The following is a 20,993-nucleotide window of genomic DNA, read 5'->3' on the forward strand; positions in this document are numbered from 1 at the left end:
CAAACGAACACTGCCACGCGCAAAAAAACCGCTGCAGAAAAATCTGCAGCGGTTTTTTAATTGACCCATTTATAGCCGATGCCCCATACCGTCTGGAAATGTTCATCGACAGGAAAGCCGGCCTGACGAATTTTTTCGCGGATGTTGCGTACATGCGAATCGACTGTGCGGCCTTCTGTTTCCGAGTCGAAGCCCCATACTAGTTCCAGCAGTCGGTCGCGCTCGAATACTTTATTCGGGTTCTTCATCAGGAGGCCGAGCATTGAAAACTCTTTGGGTGTCAGGCGAATCGGCGCGTGGTTGTAGCTCAACTCGAAACGGTCCTCTTCCCATATCAAGCCTTTCAATTCAATACGTTTTGCGGGAATGCTGCGGCGCAGAAGGGCTTCCATCCGCGCCAGCAATTCCTCTTCACCAAAAGGCTTTGTCATGTAATCATCCGCGCCAAGGCGCAGGCCTTTGACGATATCTTCCTGCTGCTCACGAGCCGTCAGCATGATGATCGGCACATTGGAAAATTTGCGGATTTCGCGGCATACTTCCCAGCCGTCCATGTCGGGCATCATGATGTCCAGCAGCACCAGATCAAAAGCCTCTTTGTTCAGCAATTCCAGCGCCAGTTTACCGCTGCTCGCTTTTGTGCAGGCATAGTCATGCGGCCGCAAATAAAGCGCCACCAGATCGAGCATTCGTTTTTCATCATCCACCAGCAACACTTTATGAATGGTCTCCACCCCTTTTCAATCGGATCGTGACAGCCGTTCCTTTGCCGAACTGGCTGTCGATGCGGATCCGTCCGCCATGCGATTCAACGATTTCCTTGGCAATCGCCAAGCCGAGCCCTGAACCGCCCCGTTCGCGCGATCTCGATTTTTCCACTCGATACAACCGGTCAAAGACGAAGGGCAGCTCCTCCTTAGAAATTCCCTGCCCTTCATCACTGATGCGGATGGAGATGCCGTCCATTTCCTCGCAGCATTCCACCGTCACTCGATCGCCTGCAGACGAATGCTTGCGGGCGTTGTCGAGAATGTTCAGCAGCACCTGCTGAATGCGTTCAGGGTCGATGGAAGCCTGCAGTTTTTCGCTACAGCTGATCGCCAGCTCAATCTTCTCTTCATCAAAGGTTGGTCTGACCAGAACCGCGACCGACTTCAAGAGTTCCGCAATAAAGACGTCCCGTTTTTCAATCGTGAATTGATTGCGGTCCAACTTCGCCAAATCGAATAAGTTCCCGACCAGCACCGTCAACTGGGCCGCCTCTTCACGGATGATGCCCATGTATTCCTCTCGCTCTCGCTCGGTCGTGTCCGGCCGGACCAGAATATCGGCATAGCCTTTGATATAGGTCAACGGCGTCCGTAATTCGTGTGAAATGCTCGACAGGAATTCATTACGGGCATTTTTCAGCCGGTCAAGATCCGTCGATAATTTGGTGATGGCATTCGCCAACTCCCCGAGCTCGTCATTGCGTTCATTCGTCAAGTCGACTTGGTTGTTGCCCTGGCTCAATTGCTCGGTCGCTTCCTTCATGCGGATCAGCGGCAAGGTGATGAGCCGCGACAGCATCAGGATCGTGACGACAGTCAAAAGAACGGTGATGATGCCGACCAGGAGAAACTGGTTTTTCAGATGGTCGATGATGCGTTCGATCTGATCGGTCGGCGCAAACATGAAGATATGGCCTTCATGCACCCCATCAATCGTAATGGGGCTGTCAGTCGCGATATAGCGCTTGTCCTGCCAATTTTCTTCGATCATTTCCCCTTCAATCGGCACCGCTTCAAAATCAGTATGCGCCAACACTTCCAGCATTTCCGATTCCAGAGCATCCGAATTGACCAAAATATCGCCCGTCTCATCTGTAATGACGACAATAAAATCGGTGGCTGATTCCATCATGCCAACATGTTCCAATGTCATCTCCTCGAAGCTGTCTTCCAGCACATCGCTGTGCGTTTCGCCCCGCGCCAATAGACTTTCCATCACTTCATCGACGCGTTCATTGACCAGGGTGAAATAAAGCGTTGAAAATAGGAACGCTTCAATAATTAAGATAAAGATAAAAAACAACAAACCGATTTTCAAAGATAATTTATTGAACATAGGGACCTCCGCCGTTACAAAACATGTCTCTCCGTTACTCTACTTGGCCGGCATTCAAGATTTGATCCCAGGTGCCTCCGCCATCTTCCGAAATAAAAGCATGGCCAGCTGCCGTATAGATGGCGAACTCATCCCTATTGGACGGATTTTGTGCGAAGTACATGATGCCGTCTTCCGGCATGTCAGGCAATTCGAGCGCCTGCTGTCCGCCATTTTTCCAAGTATACTCGATAAGCTCTGCTTGTGTGCCATAAGTTGCATAATACAGCTCTTCTTCGCTGAAGAACACGGCAGTTCCGTAAATTTCATCTTCCGTCAGCAACGTGAAGCTGTCACCGCCGTCTTCCGATAGGAAAACTCCAGCAGTCGTCGCTGCAGCAATCAATTGTGAATCACTTGGGTGCATGGCAAAAGAAGAAATTTCGCCTTGCAGTCCCGCTCCATCCACCTCTTGCCATTCTTTCCCTTCATCTTCGCTGCGGAAATACCCCGGTCCCATCTGTGAATTTCCCTGTGGATTCATAACAAACAGGTGGTGGCTGCGATAGCCCGCCGCCATTCCATGAAAATCGGTTTCACCTTCGAAGCCCATATGATTCAGTGACCGGCCGCCATCCTTGCTGCGCTGTATGCCGATCGGATTCTGCATCATCGAGCCGGGTCCCGGATGTCCCGAAGTATAAAAACCATCGTCCACTGCGTTAAAGCCCATGTAATCATGGAAATGGTCGTTGGTTTCCATCCACTCCCCATCACGGTAAATTTTCAGGCCTTGATGCGTTGCAAAATAAAGCCCTTCCTCATTTTCAATGAAGCCCATCCCGTGGACATGATCAAACCGCCCTTCGAATGCCACTTCAAAATCCTCTGCATCTTGGTTGGCTTCAGTTGTTTCAACATCCGCAGCAGTTTCTGCGTTTGGTGGTTCCGGCACTTCTTTCTCTCCACAACCTGCAAGCAGCACCCCAGTCACCAAAGGAGCCCATATCCATTTTCTGTTCATTTCCTTCATCCTCCTGTCGGTCAATTATGTTCTATTGTACAAGAAAAGTTTTGATTTTTTGTGCAGATTCTGCACAACATTTGCACAATATTTGGGTACAGTATAGAGACTAAGCTAATGAAAGAGGGATTTCAATGACAAAGAACAAATTTATGCTGATGACGATGTCAGTATTGACCGCGATTACGCTGGCAGCCTGTGGCGATACAGAAGAAGACTCGATGAACCCGGCCGACCCTGACAACCAGGTCGATATGACTGAAGAAATGGACGAAGCCATGGATGAAGATGCGGATGAAATGGACGAAGATATGGGACACGAAGGCATGGAACATTCAAGCTCGGGCGAAGTGCCGGAAGGATTGGCGGAAGCCGAAAATCCAAAGTTTGAAGTCGGAAGCAAAGTCATTATGAATGCTGATCACATGCCGGGCATGGATGGCGCTGAAGCGACTGTCGTCGGTGCTTATGATACAACCGTATACTCCTTGAGCTTTACACCGACTACCGGTGGCGAACCGATTGAAAACCATAAATGGGTCATCCACGAAGAGCTTGAAGAGGCGGGCGCTACCCCCCTTTCAGTTGGGGATGAAATAATCATTGCCGAAGATCATATGGAAGGTATGAGGGGAGCCACTTCGATCATCGACTCGGTCGAAGAAACCACCGTCTACATGGTCGACTTCAACACCACCGACAGCAATGAAGCTGTCACCAATCATAAATGGGTAACTGAAAGCGAGTTATCTGCTGAATAAAGAGAGCATCCTCTGCGTTTTTGCGCGGGGGATGCTTTTTGCTTGTTGAGAGGGCAGACAATTTCGTCCCTTTTTGCGTTTGCAGTCGTTCAGCGGGATTTGCAGTCGTTCAAAAAAATTTGCAGTCGCTCAGCGAGATTTGCAGTCGCCCAGAAAAATTTGCAGTCGTTCACGCCGATTTACAGTCGTTCAACCCTGATTGCCCAAAGATGCACGGCACAAGGGCGCTGCCGTGCGACAAAATATTCCTTTCCATTTATTCTTTCGTCTATTTTCTCCAAATAGGTGAATATCACTCAGCAATAAAACTAACTTTATTCCCTATAAGCCAACACCGGAGGAATCACCACATCCGTTATTCGTTTGCCATCATATGGACATTCAGCATTGTATTGCTGGCAACTCCTATTTTGATTGGCGTTGTATAAGAGTATAGCTATCAAGCCAGCCCTGCCTAGCCGCAGCGGCTGGTTTTTTTGTACCTATTTCCTTGATTGCTTGCAGTATATTGTGATTGGCGGTCGTTCAAAAGAATTTACGGTCGCTCACCCAGATTTACCCCTGAACGCACAAAAAAAGCACCGCAGAAGGTCTCTGCCGTGCGCTAAAAATTTTAAAGACAGCAGCGAAATCCGCTCGTGGTACTTGCCGATCAGGAAAATCGGCGGCGCCAAGCCGGCATCGGCCATTCTCTTGGTGGTTTCTGCGAAAATGGCGTTGAAGATCGCTGCTCCGACAACCCTGGATGTCGGACCGCACGGAAATCCTGCTCTTTCAAAAAACCTGCCGCAAAATCGGCTTGATTGGCATCGATCCGCTCGCGTGGTAAAACACTTCTTCCGTCACAATATGCGAATGGCCGCATCCGAACAATTCGATGATCCGCCGCCCGAATTGCGTCCACCACTTTTCCGGCCGCGGCAAGGGCAAGCATCGCTTACTTTTCCTTTTTCTCGACAAGCTCCAGGCGTTCCTGAGCCTGCTTGAAATAACCGCTTAGCATTTCAACTCCACTCCAGATCAACTGCTTACGCTATTCCAAGCCCTTCAGCCACAATCATTTCATCGACTTTGGCCATTAAGGATTCCTCATCGCTGCCATTTGCTGTGATTTTGATGCTATTGCCTTTTGAGACGCCGAGTGACATGACGCCCATGATGGACTTCAAATTGACTTCTCTTTCTTTATACAGCATTTTCACGTCTGCAGAGAACGGTGACACCGCTCCTACTAATTTTGATGCCGGCCGGGCGTGGAGCCCTTCGTCGCTGGTGATCGTGTAGTTTTTTTCAATCATGTCTATTTCTCCTCTTTTGTTATCTATGGATATCGGTCGTGAATTTGTAGCGGTCAGCCCGGTATGTGCTGCTGGTCATTTTCAATTATTGCATACAGTGACCCATGAAACGAATCCTGGTTCAAACTCGGAAAAAGCCCAACCGGCAAACAGGTGCATTCGATGGCCACCCGCTTGTCCTCAGTCAAGCTCGTCAAGCCGTTCAGTGGCTATTCGATTTTCGGAGAATCCACAAACGTGCTGCGCCCTTTTCCCCTGTACAATAAGCCATCATTGACCAGATTGGTGATCGCGACTGGCGCTCGGTCAGCTCGCGTTCAAAGGGAATGGCTGTAGTAATGGGAAAGTCGCCTTGCCGAATTTGCTGCTTCAGCTGTTCTTCTATTTGAATGTAAATCGGAATCGGCGATTGTTTGTCCAGCACAGATTTCACTCTTCTTTTGCCGCAGCCAGGCTGTAAGCTTCCCGGTCTACAATCAGTGTAACATGATTGTGTTTCCATAAAAATGAAGCGGGAAAATCTTCACTGACCTGGCCATCCAAAAACCGCTTTACCGCTTGCGCTTTCTTTTTACCGGAAGCCAAAAGGAGAATTTGTTCACTTTTCAAGATTGACTGGATCCCCATCGTGATGGCGTGTGTCGGCACTCTGTCACTGTCGCTGAAAAAGCGTGCATTGCTGTTTCGCGTGGATTCTTCGAGCTGCACGCAATGGGTCAAGCTATTCTCCGGGGTACCCGGTTCGTTAAAGCCGATATGGCCATTTGTCCCCATGCCAAGAATCTGAAGATGAGGCGGTCCCATTTCATCAATCAATGCCTCATAACGACGGCATTCTGCTTCTACCGGCAAAGCTTTGCCATTTGGAATATGGGTGTTTTCCAATGAGATATCGATATGCCGGAACAGTTTTTCGTCCATAAAATGGCGGTAGCTGTTCGGATGGTCGCCCGACAGGCCGCGGTATTCATCCAAATTCACGGTTCGGACATGCCGATAGGAAATTCCTCGTTCACTGGCTCCCCGAATCAGTTGTTTGTAGAGTCCGAGCGGTGTTGACCCGGTTGCAAGCCCGAGCACCGAATGGCTGTTCTTCAGGACCTGCTGTTCCACCAAGTGCGCCGCGCTGCTGCTCATCTCTTCGTAGTTTTCGACTCGTATCAGTTTCATCACAGTCACTCCTTTGTATAGGCGATTGTCCCTTTGCATATAGTCATTTGGACAGTGAAGTTTTCATCGAGGATTGCCACATCGGCGTCAGCACCTGCCTCTAGCTTACCTTTATTCGCAAGACCCAGCTCTTTTGCCGCATTGGCGGAAGTCATCGCGACCAGCTCGTTCAGGCTGCATCCGGTAATTGATTGGATGTTCCTGACCGCACGGTCCATCGTCAAGACGCTGCCGGCCAAAGTTCCGTTGGCAAGCCGCGCATCCCTGTGGGTGACCTGCACATCCTTCCCGCCCAAATCATAAACACCCGGGGGCAGGCCTTTCGCGCGCATAGCGTCGGTGATAAGTAGTAGCCGTTCTGCGCCTTTTTGGCGGAAAGCCAGCTCGACTGAAGTGGGATGGCTGTGAATAAAATCTACGATCACTTCCGCTGTTAAGCCCTCCTCCATCAAAGCCGCCCCCACAACGCCTGGATTGCGATGATGGAACGGGCTCATCTGGTTGTAGAGATGGGTCACATGGCTTGCGCCTGAACGGACAGCCGCCTGCACTTCCTCCAAGCTGGCGTCCGAATGGCCGATCGATGCGATCACGCCATCGCCTATCAGCCTTTTAATGAACAACATTCCATTTTTTGTTTCGGGAGCGAGCGTCACCAGCCGGATTTGGCTGCCGCTCAGTTTTTGCCATTTGCGGAATAGTGGATAGGACGCTACTGCAATGTGCTCAATCGGCTGCGCTCCTGCACGTTTGGATGAAATGAACGGACCTTCCAGGTGGACACCCAGCATTTCAGCCTGCCCCTCCTGCGCCTGAAATTTCTGGATGTTCTGCAGGGCCGCTGAAATGGCGTTGTCCGATTGCGTCATTGTTGTCGCCAAAAAACTGGTCGTTCCTTCTTTCGGCAAGGTACTGGCTAAGCTGTTCAATGCTTCCGGTGTCGCATCCATGACATCATGCCCTGCAGCACCGTGAATATGGACGTCAATAAACCCAGGGAACGCTGTCCAATTTTTGCAGGTTGCATCTATATGGATGTCTGCCTTGGAATCGATCTTTTCGGCAGCATGGCTTATTTTTCCATCCTCCACCAGAAGGTCTCCCACAAAACTTCTTTCGACAGCATCTGTAATAGTAATCCCCGAAATCAATATGCTCTTCTTCATTTTGACAACTCCTTGCGAAAAACCAGGAAGATCACGGATGGATGTTCCTGGTTTTCAGCTTTAATTATTCGACTTGCAGGATGGAAGCTATTGCTCGTTTCCGGAAGCCGTCTTTCATGACTGTAACTTTTTATTCGGTCAGATTGGTAAAAATAACGGGTGTTGTAACAGCAGGTGCATTGGCGTTCAGAAATTCCAAGTCAAGCTTCAGTAAGAACTGAATCTTTGACCGTCGTGCGCGGGCGCGTGGTGCAATAATCGACGGGGACGATATTAGCGGTTCCGCCCAGTTCTTCAATCATATTATACACTCTGACATCAACAGTTTTATTGCCGGAATCCGCATTTTCTGTACCTTCCTCATCCTCATCTTCACGGCTAGGCGTTTTCAAGTCCAGCTTGACGATCAGGAAGTAGAAGATGAACAAGTAACTGGCTCCGACAAACAGGATCATCGCCAAGAGGATCAGTGGATTGGTGGCCAGCCCATAGTCAATTGCTCCTGCAGAAAAGCCGAATCCGTGGTGGACATCTAGAACATAAGCGCCAATCACCGAAACACCGGTCAATAATGCGTGGAAAACGTACAAAATAGGCGAAAGGAACATGAATGTAAACTCCATCAGTTCTGTGATTCCTGTCAAAAATGGCGTAACGGCGATACTGAAAAGCGTTCTGCCAACAACGGCTTTGCACTCTTTTTTAGCTGACACATACATGGCTAGACATGCAGCCGGCAAACCGAACATCATAATTGAGAAAAAGCCGGACAGCCAAAGTTCTGCTGTCCGGCTGATATGTCTCATTTACGAGGCAGCAGCTGCGGTATTTTCTTTTTTGCTTTTTAAGAAATTGATGACGAAAATGCCGAGCACAATGGTCAAGCCGATAATATCCGTCAAGGTTTCCGGAACGATCAGCATCAGCGCTCCCGCTCCAAGCACAATGCGGAACAGCATATTGAGCTTGGTCTGGAAATAGCCTTCTGCAGACGCGCTAAGCCCGATGATGCCGATGATGGCTGTGACGGTAATTGAAAGGATTTCCCATATCGGCGGCAAGGCGAACTCGGTGGCATTGACCGCGATATCTGTTGTGTCGATCATCAGCATCGCTGGATTATAAACAAACAGATACGGGATAATGAAACCGGCGATCGACAGGCGCAGCGCGTTCAAGCCGGTCTTCATCGGATCGCCTCCGGATATGCCGGCTCCGGCAAACGCAGCGAGCGCAACCGGCGGCGTGATATTGGCAAAAATCCCGAAATAGAAGACAAACAGATGCGCAACCAGAACCGGAATGCCGAATTCAGCAAGTGCCGGCGCTGTCATTGTTGCAGTGATGATATAAGCTGGGATGGAAGGCAAGCCCATTCCCAGAACAATCGATGCCAGCATCGTCAGGAACAAGGTCCAGAACAGCGATCCTGCACCAAAGCTTGTAATCGCTGAAGTCATGACGGTACCAAAGCTTGTCAGGCTGACCACACCGATGATGATGCCGACGACCGCACAGGCGATCATGACGGACAAGGATTGGCGTGCACCATTTTCCATCGCTTCCAGAATATCTTTAAAGCCCATACGCGTTGATTTTCTGAATCCTGCCACGACGACAGTCAGAACGATGGTATAAAATGCAGCATAGGCGATTGGCATGCCTGTGTAAAGCATGAAGACCAGGCCGACAATCGGCAGCAACAAATGGCCTTTTTCTTTCAGCACTTCTTTGGTTCTCGGCAGATCCGCTTTCGGAATGCCTTTTAAGTTTTCTTTGCCGGCACGGAAATGCACCTGCATGATGACACCCAGGAAATACAGCACCGCCGGCAATAAAGCCGCAAGGGCAATTGTGCCATAAGCGATCCCTGTCGTTTCTGCCATGATGAATGCGCTCGCCCCCATAATCGGCGGCAAAATCTGCCCGCCCACGGAGGCACTTGCTTCTACGGCGCCGGCAAAGTTTTTATTGTAGCCGATTTTCTTCATCAAAGGAATGGTGAAAGCACCGGTTCCGACGACATTGGCGATCGCCGAACCATTGATGCTGCCCATAAACCCGCTGGAAATGACCGCCACTTTGGCAGGTCCTCCCTGCTTGCTGCCCGCTAAGGCCATGGCCAGGTCATTAAATAATTGGCCCATCCCCGATTTGGCCAAAAATGCGCCAAACAGGATGAACAGGAAGATGAACTGCAACGAGGCAGAAATGGCCGTCGAATACAGCCCTTCAGTCTTCAGATAGAGCTGGCCGAAAATATCGCCAAGGTCGAATGGCCGCGTCATCAGCATATCCGGCATCCAGACAAAATGGCTGATGAATGGATAAGCTAAAAACACCAGTGCCAGTATCGGCAGGATGATGCCGGTTACGCGCCGTGCCGCTTCAAGTACCAGCACAACCGTCAGAATGGCAAAAATGATATCCATCGTATTCGGGATTCCGCCGCGCGTCGTCATGATGTCATTGTATTCGTACATCAAATACCCGGCGGTTCCAAGGCTGAAGATAAACAAAATCCAGTCGTAGAACGGGATTTTCGTGCGATCCTGCTTTTTGAATGTGGGATAGACCAGGAATACCAGCCCCATCCCGACGGCTACGTGGATGGAACGTGCCTGGAGGGCTGGAAGCGGATTGAACGTTACATATAGATGGTAAACTGAATAGGCGATGGCAATCGCTGAAATCAGAAATACCAATTTGCGGTTTTTAAATTTGCGGACTTTGGCATCTGTATCGTACTTTTCCAGCACTTCCTGGCTGAGGGTTTTGTCTTCTTCATGGGCTGAGACGCTTTCAACATCCAAATCCCGGTTGTCTTTTGTCATAGTTTGTTCCCCCTTACATAATCCCAAAGATCAATAAATTCAATCGTGATCGTTACCGGTTCATAGTCCCCCGTATATTGGTACAACGGAATTTCCTTGTCCGACGTCTTGATCGTCGTTTGCGCATTTCGGGATACAGTCAAGTTCATATCGGCAAAAGAGCGCCCGATTTTCATATGGACATAGCCGTCTTCTGACGAAATGATTTCGCCATCAGAAGGCACACCCGCACCATAAGTTTTGAACTTCGTTTCCGTCAGCAGCAGTTTGTTTCCGTCCTGCTCATAAAACTCCAGCCATTCCTCTTTTTCGACTGAATGAATCCATTGCAGAGTAAAGCTTTTTTCCTTCAAATAATAGCGCTCTTCCCCGAAATCAAATTGCACAACCGGGATTCGCCAAAGCAGGAAAAAAAGGAGCACAATCAAACATGCTCCTCCGACCAAAACTTTATTGCTCATCGTAATAACGCTGTGCCCCCGGATGCAATGGTGCTACTAAGCCTTCCTGTGCAGCTTCCAATGTAATGTCGGCGGCTGCCTGGTGGGAGTTCTCCAGAGTATCCAGATTTTCAAAGAAGGTTTTGGTTAATTTGTAGACATCGTCTTCGCTCATATCCGAGTGGACCACCAATGCGTTCATGATGGCCGCAGTTGGAATGGCTTCTTCATTGCCGTAAGTTCCGGCTGGAATTTCAAGTGGGATAAAGTAGGACTGATCTGCCGCTACACGCTCAACATCTTCCGGTGCAATGGAAACCATTCGGATATCCAGTGTTTCAGACAGTTCCAGAAGCGATGCGTTCGGCAAACCGCTTGTCAGGAAAGCCGCGTCAATCTGTCCGGCACGCAGGCCGTCAGCCGCTTCCGCATAGCCCAGATAATCCACGTCGATGTCATCATATGTGATGCCGTAGCCTTCAAGTAACGTACGCGCATTCACTTCTACACCGGAGTTCTGGTCACCTACTGCGATTCGCTTGCCACGCAGGTCTTCAAAAGTTTCAATGCCCGAGTCCGCTGTGGTGACGATTTGCACATAGTTTGGATATAAGGCAGCAATTTGGCTGATTTTGTCTGTCGGCTCGGTAAAGCCTTCAGCTCCTTCAACCGCCTGGCTGACAACATCGCTCATGGTGAAGGCCATTTCAATTTTGTCTTCTTTGATCAAGTTGACGTTCTCAACTGACGCGCCTGTTGTCTGGGTTCTTGAATTGACGTCGTATTCCGTGCTGTAGGTCTCAGCCAGCGTCGAGCCGATGATATTATAAGGGCCGGATGCTCCACCTGTAGCGATCGTCACAATATTCGTTTCCAGTCCAGCGGTTTCTTCTCCACCGCCTTCTGCAGGGTCCGTAGTGACATTATCTTCTCCACAAGCTGCTAAAACCATGCTTCCAGCTACTATTACAGAGAAAGCGCTTACTTTCATTTTTTTCATCTCTCTACCCCCTAGGTTTTTTCTCATTATACCGAAAATATACAGCAATTAATAGGAAATATTCATTTATTTCTGATTAAATAAACATTTACGGTTCATTATACATAGATAACTTTGGCATAAATCAATTATCAATTGCTTTTTTCGTCATGCATAGTTTTGTTGACAGTGCGTCGAAACAGGCATAAAGTAGGCTCATATTTCAGTTCAATAGATGAAGAAGTGTCCATGTATGCGTTCCAGGGGAAAAAGCGAATATCCATTTTTCCGCCGTTGGTGATTTCGAGAAGTTTTCTTTTTATGATTATGGCAGTTACTTTTTTATTGAAGCTGCCGTTTGCGACAACGCAGCCCATTTACTGGACCGATGCCTTGTTCACCGCCACATCGGGCCATTGACATTGTTCTTTATCTTAATGAAGCCCCGCAAAGAAAATTATCGGTATCCGTACGATATGGCGTTCACCGGCTGAAGACAAAAACAGCGCAGTTCCTGGAAATCTGGAGCTGCGCTGTTTTTCTTTCTATTACTGTGCACCTTTCACATGCATATTCAGCTAAGTTCCACGGCTGGGTCAAGACAGCCCATTGCACAAGTCTTGTTCAGTTCACTGCCCCACATCAAAAAAAGCGCTCAACCAAAGTTGAGCGCTTCTATATTACTTGTCCGAAACTTTAACCATGCCGTATGAAGTGATGAGGTGCCACATGTTTTGCGGGATGTCTAATTTTCCGACCATTGCCGGTGTGACGACAGGATGGATTTCCTGTTCTTTCCCCTGCTTCACTTTTTCCGTCCATTCAGGATCGATCAGCGCCTGGCGTCCGATGACCACGATGTCCGCACCTTCTGCCAAAGCCGTTAATGCGTCTTCCGGTGTTTTCACACTGCCGACTGCGACAAAAGCAACGCGGCCGTTGATGTGGTCTGCTAAGGTACGGACAATGCTGTCGCCCTGCTCTGCGCCTTTTGGTGCTTTCATAACCTCCATCAGCGAAACGTGGATGTAATGGATGCCGCGTTGGATCAATTCTTCCACCAATACTTTGGTTTCTTCTATTGTATAGCCGACTGAGGTTTCATTGTTTTCTTCCGGTGACAGGCGGTAGCCGACGATAAATTGCTCATCCGCATATTCCACGACAGTGTCCTGAACTTTTTTCAGGACCGCCAGTGGAAATTTCAAACGATTTTGCAGGCTGCCTCCCCATTGGTCCTGGCGTTGGTTCGTTGTCGAAGAAACAAATTGCTGAAGCAAGTACGTATTGGCACCGTGGATTTCCACGCCGTCAAAGCCCGCTTTGATCGCTCTTTTGGTCGTTTCGCCAAAATCTTCGATGATTGCTTCAATTTCAGTTTGCGTTAATTCGCGAGGTGTCGGTTTGCCTGCTTCACCTGGTACCGCGCTTGGAGCCACTGTTTCATTGGCTTTGATCAATGCAGGCTGCCCTTGGCGTCCGCCGTGCTGGATCTGCAGGATTGCTTTGCTGCCTTTTGATTTCATTTCTTTAGCCATTTGAGTCAGGCGTGGAATGGCACTGTCGTCAAAGCCGATAAACTGGTTCGGGAAGGCGATGCCGTTTTCTGAAACTGCGATGCACGCCGAGATGTACAGGCTGCCGAGGCCCGCTCGTCGGTTGTAATACGTCAATTCTTCATCCGAAACGGTGCCGTCTTCATTTCCTGAATACGTCGTCATGGGTGCAACACCCAGGCGATCGTTCAACACGATGCCATTCGGCAATGTGATTTCTTCAAACAACTCTTTATATAATGGATTCACTAGACTTCCTCTTTTCTGCAATCTGGTTTCTTCCGAAAGACTTCGGTATTTCAAAATAGCATATGGATTTTCAGGAATCAAGAATACACGCTCGCCCGCTTTTTCCAGTACATTATTTTTGACCACCTCCAATTCGAATGGTAAGCTTTTCATCGAATTCGTATAAATAGGAGGAATTTTCCATGACAGCTCAAACAAATAAAGAAATTCATTTGGCCAATCGCCCCGAAGGCATGCCAACCAATGATGATTTTAAATTTGTCGAAAAAGAAATTCCTGTACCCGGCAAAAACGAAGTGCTATTAAAGACCCTTTACCTTTCCGTAGATCCATATATGCGCGGACGGATGAGAGATGTAAAATCATATATCCAGCCATTCGAATTAAATAAAGTGCTGGTCGGCGGCGTCCTTGCCGAAGTGATCGAATCCCATTCGGATTTTTTCAAACAAGGCGATATCGTCAATGGCAACCTTAACTGGGCTGAGTACACGGTGGCTAACCCTGAGAAACTGCAAAAAGTAGACCCAACTGCAGCACCGATCACTGCGCGCCTCAGCGTCCTTGGTTTGACAGGCTTAACTGCTTACTTCGGCTTGCTGGACATCGGCAAACCGCAGCCAGGTGAAACGGTTGTCGTTTCAGGCGCAGCAGGAGCTGTCGGTTCGATTGTCGGCCAAATTGCCAAACTCAAAGGAGCGCGCGCTGTCGGCATCGCCGGTTCTGATGACAAAGTTGATTACCTGATCAATGAACTTGGCTTTGACGCAGCCGTCAATTACAAAAAAGACAGCTTCAAGGACGATTTGATCAAAGCTCTTCCTGACGGCGTCGACGTTTATTTTGACAATGTCGGCGGAGACATTTCCGACGCAGTCATCAACGAACTGAACAACAATGCCCGCATTTCATTGTGCGGTTCGATTTCTTCCTACAATTCACCAGGCAAAGACGTCGGCCCCCGCATGCAATGGAAATTCATCAAAACCAGCTCGATGATGAAAGGCTTCACGCTCGGCGACTACGCAAAAGACTTTACAACAGGCGCTGCGGCATTAACGCAATGGCTGCAGGAAGGTAAATTGAAATACGACGAAACGATTGTTGAAGGCTTTGAAAACACGCCGGAAGCTTTCCTTGGACTATTCAAAGGCACCAACCTCGGCAAGCAATTGGTAAAAGTCGCCGACCCTGAGTTCGCAAAACTGTAAAACAATGAAAAAGCCGCCTCTTTGGGCGGCTTTTTCCATTTAATTGGCGATACTGTCCGGAATGGGTTTAGACTTAAAAGTGGACACGACCAAACGTGGGATAGAGAATAAAATCTCCACAATCTCGACAAAAAAGTCAATCACGTCAAAAATCCATCTGCGGTCTTTCTTCTCCTTCGTTTTCGTCTCGATTTCTATCTGCCATCTCCGTCTCTACTGCTTTTTCACTCCATGCGCAGTATCACCTGAAATGGTTTTATTTTCCAGCCAGATTAAATGAAGCTGCCAATAAACGCAGCTCGTTCATACGGTTATCCGCTCCCGAAATATTCGGGATGATGGTGATTTCACCTGTATCGTAGCGATCCGCAATAGCTTCGATCTGCATTTTCACTTGGTCAGCGGTGCCGATCAGCATCCGCTGCCGGTTGCGCTCGACCTTTTCCTGTTCGCTGGCGCTAAAGCCGCGCTTTTTCGCCGTGTCGACAGATGGGTAATAAGGAGGCGGCGAATCGGATTCGACAAACAACAGCCACAGATCGAATGCCGTCGCCAGTTCTTCGGCTTTTTCCGCCGTTTCGGCGACGACCGCAAAGACTGCGATAATCACTTTCGGCTCCTGCAAAAATTGCGATGGCTGGAATTCCGCTCGGTACGCCTCCACCACTTCCACTCCTTGCTGCGATGGCTTGGCAAAATGGGCATAGGCATAGCCCATTCCCTTTTCAGCCGCAAGCCGGGCGCTGCCCGGGCCTGTTCCCAGCAGCCACAACTCAGGAGCTGTTTCGATAACCGGCATAGCCCGCAGCGATTGGAAACGGTGTTCGCTGTCAGTGTCATCAGCGAAATACTTCTGGAGATCGGTCAATTGCTGCTCATAGGGCAGCCGTTTCTTTTTGCTTTCATTTAAAGCCTCGTTGACGATCCGGTAGCTCCGGGAACGGCCGATTCCGAGGTCGATGCGGCCAGGATGCAGCGCTTCCAGCATTCGGAAGTTTTCCGCTACTTTGTAGGCGCTGTAATGCGGCAGCATGACACCTCCCGAACCGATGCGGATAGTCTCAGTAGACGTTGCCAAATGCATCATCAGCATTTCAGGCGTGCTGCCGGCAACAGAATCGACCTGGTGGTGCTCAGCTACCCAAAAGCGCTTAAAGCCAAGCCGCTCTGCCAGCTGAGCGAGCCTCGTTGTCTGCTGCAGGGCAGCTGCTGCTGTTTCGCCTTCATCGATCGGCGAATAATCCAGGATGTTCAATGAAATCATCTGCCTGCCCCCTTTTATTCGTCCTTGAATCTTAGCATGCCAGTCCAAATCCCTTCTACTATGCTGGCTCATCACCTACATATTGATGAAGCAGGTTAACTCCTGAAATATGCGGCAATGCCTAAAAAACCATTCCACAAAAAAATCCTGGTCAGCATTGTGCGCTGACCAGGATTATTTCTACTTATTTTTGCAAATCAAAACGATCGGCATTCATTACTTTGTTCCATGCTTTAATGAAATCGCGAACGAATTTTTCTTTGTTGTCATCTTGCGCGTACACTTCGGAAATTGCACGCAGGATCGCATTCGAGCCAAATACTAAGTCAAAACGTGTTGCTGTGTGGACGACTTCGCCCGTCGCAAGGTTTTTGCCTTCGTATTTATTGAACTCTGTTGGCGTCCATTCGATGTTCATATCCAACAAGTTGACGAAGAAATCATTTGTTAACACGCCGACTTTGTCGGTGAGGATTCCTTCTGTTGCCCCTTGGTAGTTAGCGCCGAATGCGCGCATACCGCCAACCAATACTGTCATTTCTGGAGCTGTTAAGCCAAGCAGTTGTGCTTTATCAAGCATCATTTCTTCTGGGCTTGTCGCATATTCTTGCTTATGGTAATTTCTGAAACCGTCTGAAACCGGCTCCAACACAGCGAAACTTTCCGCATCCGTTTGTTCTTCGAGTGCATCTCCGCGTCCTTGAGCAAATGGCACAGCAATATCAAATCCAGCTGCTTTTACAGCTTGTTCAATTGCAGCGTTTCCTCCAAGCACAATCAAGTCGGCAATGCTTATTTTATTGTCAGTACTTGCTTTCAAGTGTTCATAGAAGTAAAGCACTTTTTCCAACTCTTCCGGCTCATTTGCTTCCCACTCACGTTGAGGAGCGAGTCGGATGCGTGCTCCGTTTGCACCGCCGCGTTTATCTGAATCACGGTATGTGCTGGCAGAAGCCCAAGCTGTTTTAACCAATAGCTGCGGATTTAATCCACTTTCCATGATTTTCACTTTCAGCTCATCCAAATCTTTGTCTTTTAATGTACCTGGTGCTGCCGGTACTGGGTCTTGCCAAATCAATACTTCTTCTGGAACTTCTGGTCCTAAGTAACGCTCTTTTGGTCCCATGTCGCGGTGAAGAAGTTTAAACCAAGCACGAGCAAAAGCATCTTGGAACTCTTCCATGTTTTCGTAATAACGGCGGGAAATCTTTTCATACGCCGGATCCACGCGAAGTGCCATATCTGCCGTTGTCATCATTGTTTTCACTTTAATTGAAGCATCTTCAGCATCAGGTGCCATTTGGTGTTCTGACAGGTCTTTTGCCGTCCATTGGTATGCACCGGCAGGAGATTTCGTCAACTCCCACTCGTAGCCGAGCAATTGCTCGTAGTAGCCATTATCCCATTTTGTCGGGTTGGCAGTCCAAGCGCCTTCAATACCGCTTGAAATGGTATCGCGGCCTTTTCCAGAACCGTAGGTGCTCTTCCAGCCAAGTCCCAGGTTTTCCATTACGGCTGCTTCCGGGTCGTCACCTACGTTAGAAGGATCTCCAGCGCCATGTGATTTACCGAACGTGTGTCCACCAGCGATCAACGCAACTGTCTCTTCATCGTTCATCCCCATACGCGCAAACGTCTCGCGGATATCGACGGCACTTGCAAGAGGGTCCGGTTTACCGTTTGGCCCTTCTGGATTCACATAAATCAAGCCCATCTGAACTGCAGCTAGAGGGTTTTCCAATTCACGGTCACCCGAATAACGGTTATCCGCTAACCACTCTTTTTCATTGCCCCAATAAACGTCCTCTTCCGGTGCCCAGATGTCTTCACGGCCTGCGCCGAATCCAAAGGTTTTGAAGCCCATTGACTCAAGTGCCACGTTGCCCGTCAAGACGAGTAAATCAGCCCACGAAATTTTGTTTCCGTGCTTTTGCTTGATTGGCCATAGCAAACGGCGTGCCTTATCCAAGTTTACGTTATCCGGCCAGCTGTTGAGCGGTGCAAAACGCTGGTTTCCAGTAGAACCGCCTCCGCGGCCGTCTGTATTCCGGTAAGTACCTGCAGCATGCCATGACATACGGATGAATAACCCGCCGTAATGGCCATAGTCAGCCGGCCACCATTCTTGGCTGTTTGTCATCAACTCGTGAAGATCTTGCTTTAATGCATCATAGTCCAGCTTTTCAAATTCAGTTTTGTAATCAAAATCTTCCCCTAAAGGATTCGATTTCTTATCATGCTGATGGAGAATATTCACATTCAGCATATTCGGCCACCAGTCTTTATTTTGCGTTTTCCCTGGTTTGTTCGATGTCGTAATTGCACTATCGCCATGCCCGCCTGTTACTGGACATTGTGCGTCCCCTGCTGCTGTGTGGCGCTTTTCTTCGTTGTTGTCATGTGAATTGTTTTCCATTTACTAAACCCTCCTAAAAATAATGAAAAATGGTGAACTTCTATCTACAACTCTTATTGCTTGATGTTTCTAATGACAAATAGTCATTCTCACATTAGAATTATACTAAAGTAGAGAGAGAATAGAAAGTAATACACACGGAAATACGGGCAATGAGTGATTATTTTAAAATTCAAGAAACATCCACTTCTAATTCTACTTTAGTACTTCAAGAAATGCAGTGATATATGTTTCATATAATTCGTTTATCGGATTCCATCAATAGCAATAACCGGAAAACCTTACATACTTATAGTAAGCTTTAGCAACCCGTAAATCCATTTTGTGACAACCTTGATAATTCAGCAGGTTTTCCGAATCACTCTAGTTCCTCTTTTATAGAACTATCGATTAAACTATAGATAGAAGCAGCAGGATAACGCTTACAATCACCTTTTATCTTTCGCCCTTACAAAACACCGTCACTGGAAAAGCGCACTGCCCCTGGCCGGCGATGAACAGTTCTATCAGCAATCCACTCCATCAGAAAAGGCAGGAGATCCGATATGAAAAAAATTCTATTTGCAGGCTTTCTACTATTATTGCTGGTGGTGTTTTCGGGCTGTTCATCCGAGAGCGCGGATAATTCCAGCAGCTCTGCTTCTGGACAAACAGCAGATACGAGCACTTCAAAATATCCGGACAACCCGAATACGGACCTCGATTTTGACACCGACAACCTGCAGGATATTTGGCTGGCCGGCGGTTGCTTCTGGGGAGTCGAAGCCTATATGGCACGGGTTTACGGCGTTTATGATGTAACATCCGGCTACGCCAACGGCAATACCGAAAATCCGACCTACGAAGAAGTCATCCGCGAAAATACAGGCCACGCTGAGACTGTCCACGTCCGCTACGATCCGGAACGCGTGGACCTTGAGAAGCTGCTCGGCCATTACTTTATGATTATCGACCCGACGCTCTTGAATCAGCAGGGCAATGACCGCGGTGAACAATACCGGACAGGCATTTATTACGAAAACGAAGCCGACCGGGCTGTCATCGACCAAGTGATCACAGCTGAGAAGGAACGCTACAATGATCCGATTGTCACTGAAGTCCAAAGACTGGAACATTATTACCTGGCAGAAGAATACCACCAGGATTATCTCGAAAAAAATCCGGATGGCTACTGCCACGTCGAGTTTGATAGCCTGGAAGGCCAGGAGGTGGGTGAAGATGCCCAATCCTTGATCGATCCGGCACTTTATCCGAAACCGAGCGACGAAGAACTGAAAGAGCAATTGACGGATATTCAATACGAAGTGACACAAGAAGATGCGACAGAGCCTGCTTTCTCCAATGAATACGACGGCTTCTACGAGCCTGGCATCTATGTGGACATTACTACCGGAGAGCCCTTGTTCTCTTCTGCGGATAAATACGATTCCAAAACAGGATGGCCAAGCTTCACCAAACCGATCGATCCAGATGTCGTCACGGAGCATGATGACGGCATGCTGTTCATGAAACGGACCGAAATCCGAAGCCGTGCCGGCGACAGCCACTTGGGCCATGTTTTCACTGACGGCCCCGAGGATAAAGGCGGACTGCGCTATTGTATGAACAGTGCCGCCCTGCTGTTTATCCCGGAAGCGGAAATGGAAGCGGAAGGCTATGGCTTCTTGTTGGATAAAGTAAATTGATATAGCTTGCCAAAGAGGCAGTCAGCGGTGAGCTGACTGCCTCTTTCTTTTTTTACACTATTAAAAGCAAAAGCGGGAAATCAATGATTTCCCGCTTTTTTTGTTGTTGAGAAGCTAGTGCCGCACCGTTTTTTCGAGGTGCTTTGGATAAAATTTCATAAAAGAGCTCTTTACCGGGTCGGCAGAGGGCTTTTTTCTGCTGCAGATAACCGGATTTTTTATTTGTGGTCGTTCAAATGGATTTGCAGTCGTTCAGTACGATTTGCAGTCGTTCAAATGGATTTATAGTCGCTCAAACGGATTTGCAGTCGTTCAAATGGATTTACAGTCGTTCAGCCAAAACTCTGATGAAAAACGTGCGCATGCATAAGAATCCGAAAGCGAGCGGCGAGCTTCTCGAAATCAATGCTTGGGAGAAGTTTCTCCACAATAAGTAAAAGCGGGAAATCAATGATTTCCCGCTTTTACTTATTGTTCTGCTTTCTCATTGTCCAGACCCCGGCAGCCAGCCCCTCGAGTCGCTTCAGCCTTACCTGCAATGGCAAAGAACGCCATTACTGGCAAGGCTTCCAGCGCTTGTCGCGGCTAGGCGGCTGCCTTCGCTTTTCCTCATGTCCAGCTCCAGCGCCCAGCTCTTTGGGTCATAAGCCAACCCGGCTGTGCGGCTGAAAACATGCCGCTTCGCCGGTCTGCCTTATGCCCGGCAGAGCTACACGGGCGCTTTCGCTTTTCTTCATGTCCAGCTCCAGCGCCCAGCTCTTTGGGTCATAAGCCAACCCGGCTGTGCGGCTGAAAACATGCCGCTTCGCCGGTCTGCCTTATGCCCGGCAGAGCTACACGGGCGCTTTCGCTTTT

18 protein-coding genes and 1 pseudogene are annotated in these 20,993 nt (G+C 48.7%); 4 read left to right on the plus strand and 15 right to left on the minus strand.

The window, feature by feature from the left end; all coding sequences use genetic code 11:
* Nucleotides 1-56 precede the first annotated feature (56 nt).
* Genes J7I83_RS04115 through J7I83_RS04125 form a run of 3 tightly spaced genes read right to left on the minus strand, consistent with a single transcriptional unit; the run spans nucleotide 57 to nucleotide 3,109 of the window.
* Nucleotides 57-725, minus strand: a complete 669-nt coding sequence (locus J7I83_RS04115; RefSeq protein ID WP_215099492.1) for a response regulator transcription factor — start codon at nucleotides 723-725, stop codon at nucleotides 57-59.
* Nucleotides 718-2,106 (minus strand): sensor histidine kinase, encoded by a 1,389-nt coding sequence (locus J7I83_RS04120; RefSeq protein WP_215099417.1) that lies wholly within the window; start codon nucleotides 2,104-2,106, stop codon nucleotides 718-720. Before J7I83_RS04120 ends, J7I83_RS04115 begins: the two co-directional genes overlap by 8 nt.
* Before the next feature lie 34 nt (nucleotides 2,107-2,140).
* Nucleotides 2,141-3,109, minus strand: a complete 969-nt coding sequence (locus J7I83_RS04125; RefSeq protein ID WP_215099418.1) for a F510_1955 family glycosylhydrolase — start codon at nucleotides 3,107-3,109, stop codon at nucleotides 2,141-2,143.
* A 134-nt stretch (nucleotides 3,110-3,243) separates the two neighbouring features.
* On the opposite strand from J7I83_RS04125, the gene J7I83_RS04130 reads away from it, so the two are divergent.
* Complete coding sequence (locus J7I83_RS04130; protein ID WP_215099419.1) at nucleotides 3,244-3,870, plus strand: YdhK family protein; 627 nt, start codon at nucleotides 3,244-3,246, stop codon at nucleotides 3,868-3,870.
* A 774-nt stretch (nucleotides 3,871-4,644) separates the two neighbouring features.
* Here the strand turns inward: J7I83_RS04130 and J7I83_RS18065 are convergent.
* The 10 genes and pseudogenes from J7I83_RS18065 to J7I83_RS04185 form a co-directional block, all read right to left on the minus strand.
* Nucleotides 4,645-4,716, minus strand: a complete 72-nt coding sequence (locus tag J7I83_RS18065) for a hypothetical protein (RefSeq protein ID WP_353048229.1) — start codon at nucleotides 4,714-4,716, stop codon at nucleotides 4,645-4,647.
* A gap of 182 nt (nucleotides 4,717-4,898) precedes the next feature.
* A complete protein-coding gene (locus tag J7I83_RS04140) occupies nucleotides 4,899-5,168 on the minus strand; it encodes an HPr family phosphocarrier protein (protein ID WP_251047448.1) in 270 nt (89 codons plus the stop codon).
* An 80-nt stretch (nucleotides 5,169-5,248) separates the two neighbouring features.
* Nucleotides 5,249-5,592, minus strand: a pseudogene (locus tag J7I83_RS04145) (GntR family transcriptional regulator); the annotation flags it as partial.
* A gap of 5 nt (nucleotides 5,593-5,597) precedes the next feature.
* Nucleotides 5,598-6,338 (minus strand): glucosamine-6-phosphate deaminase, encoded by a 741-nt coding sequence (nagB, locus tag J7I83_RS04150; protein WP_215099421.1) that lies wholly within the window; start codon nucleotides 6,336-6,338, stop codon nucleotides 5,598-5,600.
* A 5-nt stretch (nucleotides 6,339-6,343) separates the two neighbouring features.
* The gene (gene nagA, locus J7I83_RS04155) at nucleotides 6,344-7,504 is read right to left on the minus strand and encodes an N-acetylglucosamine-6-phosphate deacetylase (RefSeq protein ID WP_215099422.1); all 1,161 of its coding nucleotides are present in this window, start codon (nucleotides 7,502-7,504) and stop codon (nucleotides 6,344-6,346) included.
* A 200-nt stretch (nucleotides 7,505-7,704) separates the two neighbouring features.
* On the minus strand, nucleotides 7,705-8,310 hold the full coding sequence (locus J7I83_RS04160; RefSeq protein ID WP_215099423.1) for a PTS transporter subunit EIIC: 606 nt from the start codon (nucleotides 8,308-8,310) through the stop codon (nucleotides 7,705-7,707).
* On the minus strand, nucleotides 8,311-10,338 hold the full coding sequence (locus J7I83_RS04165) for a TRAP transporter permease (protein ID WP_215099424.1): 2,028 nt from the start codon (nucleotides 10,336-10,338) through the stop codon (nucleotides 8,311-8,313). It lies immediately after the preceding gene.
* The gene (locus J7I83_RS04170) at nucleotides 10,335-10,760 is read right to left on the minus strand and encodes a DUF1850 domain-containing protein (protein WP_353048230.1); all 426 of its coding nucleotides are present in this window, start codon (nucleotides 10,758-10,760) and stop codon (nucleotides 10,335-10,337) included. The genes J7I83_RS04165 and J7I83_RS04170 overlap by 4 nt, the downstream gene beginning before the upstream one ends.
* Nucleotides 10,761-10,788: 28 nt before the next feature.
* Entirely contained in the window at nucleotides 10,789-11,778 is a 990-nt protein-coding gene (locus J7I83_RS04175) for a TAXI family TRAP transporter solute-binding subunit (protein ID WP_215099426.1), read from the minus strand.
* A 659-nt stretch (nucleotides 11,779-12,437) separates the two neighbouring features.
* Nucleotides 12,438-13,562 carry an NADH-dependent flavin oxidoreductase gene (locus J7I83_RS04185; RefSeq protein ID WP_215099427.1) on the minus strand — a complete coding sequence of 375 codons (1,125 nt, stop codon included), beginning with the start codon at nucleotides 13,560-13,562 and terminating at the stop codon, nucleotides 12,438-12,440.
* 182 nt (nucleotides 13,563-13,744) lie between these two features.
* Here J7I83_RS04185 and J7I83_RS04190 point away from each other — a divergent pair, with 182 nt between their 5' ends.
* A complete protein-coding gene (locus J7I83_RS04190; RefSeq protein ID WP_215099428.1) occupies nucleotides 13,745-14,773 on the plus strand; it encodes an NADP-dependent oxidoreductase in 1,029 nt (342 codons plus the stop codon).
* A gap of 256 nt (nucleotides 14,774-15,029) precedes the next feature.
* Here J7I83_RS04190 and J7I83_RS04195 read toward each other — a convergent pair whose 3' ends face one another.
* Nucleotides 15,030-16,037, minus strand: coding sequence for an LLM class flavin-dependent oxidoreductase (locus J7I83_RS04195; protein WP_215099429.1), 1,008 nt, complete (start codon nucleotides 16,035-16,037; stop codon nucleotides 15,030-15,032).
* A 184-nt stretch (nucleotides 16,038-16,221) separates the two neighbouring features.
* On the minus strand, nucleotides 16,222-18,453 hold the full coding sequence (gene katG, locus J7I83_RS04200; RefSeq protein WP_215099430.1) for a catalase/peroxidase HPI: 2,232 nt from the start codon (nucleotides 18,451-18,453) through the stop codon (nucleotides 16,222-16,224).
* Between the two features lie 545 nt (nucleotides 18,454-18,998).
* Here katG and msrB point away from each other — a divergent pair.
* Nucleotides 18,999-20,138, plus strand: coding sequence for a peptide-methionine (R)-S-oxide reductase MsrB (msrB, locus tag J7I83_RS04205; RefSeq protein WP_215099431.1), 1,140 nt, complete (start codon nucleotides 18,999-19,001; stop codon nucleotides 20,136-20,138).
* 224 nt (nucleotides 20,139-20,362) lie between these two features.
* Nucleotides 20,363-20,575, plus strand: coding sequence for a hypothetical protein (locus J7I83_RS04210; protein ID WP_215099432.1), 213 nt, complete (start codon nucleotides 20,363-20,365; stop codon nucleotides 20,573-20,575).
* Nucleotides 20,576-20,993 lie beyond the last annotated feature (418 nt).

It is taken from the genome of Planococcus sp. ISL-110 (genome assembly GCF_018613575.1).
Taxonomy (GTDB): Bacteria; Bacillota; Bacilli; order Bacillales_A; family Planococcaceae; genus Planococcus.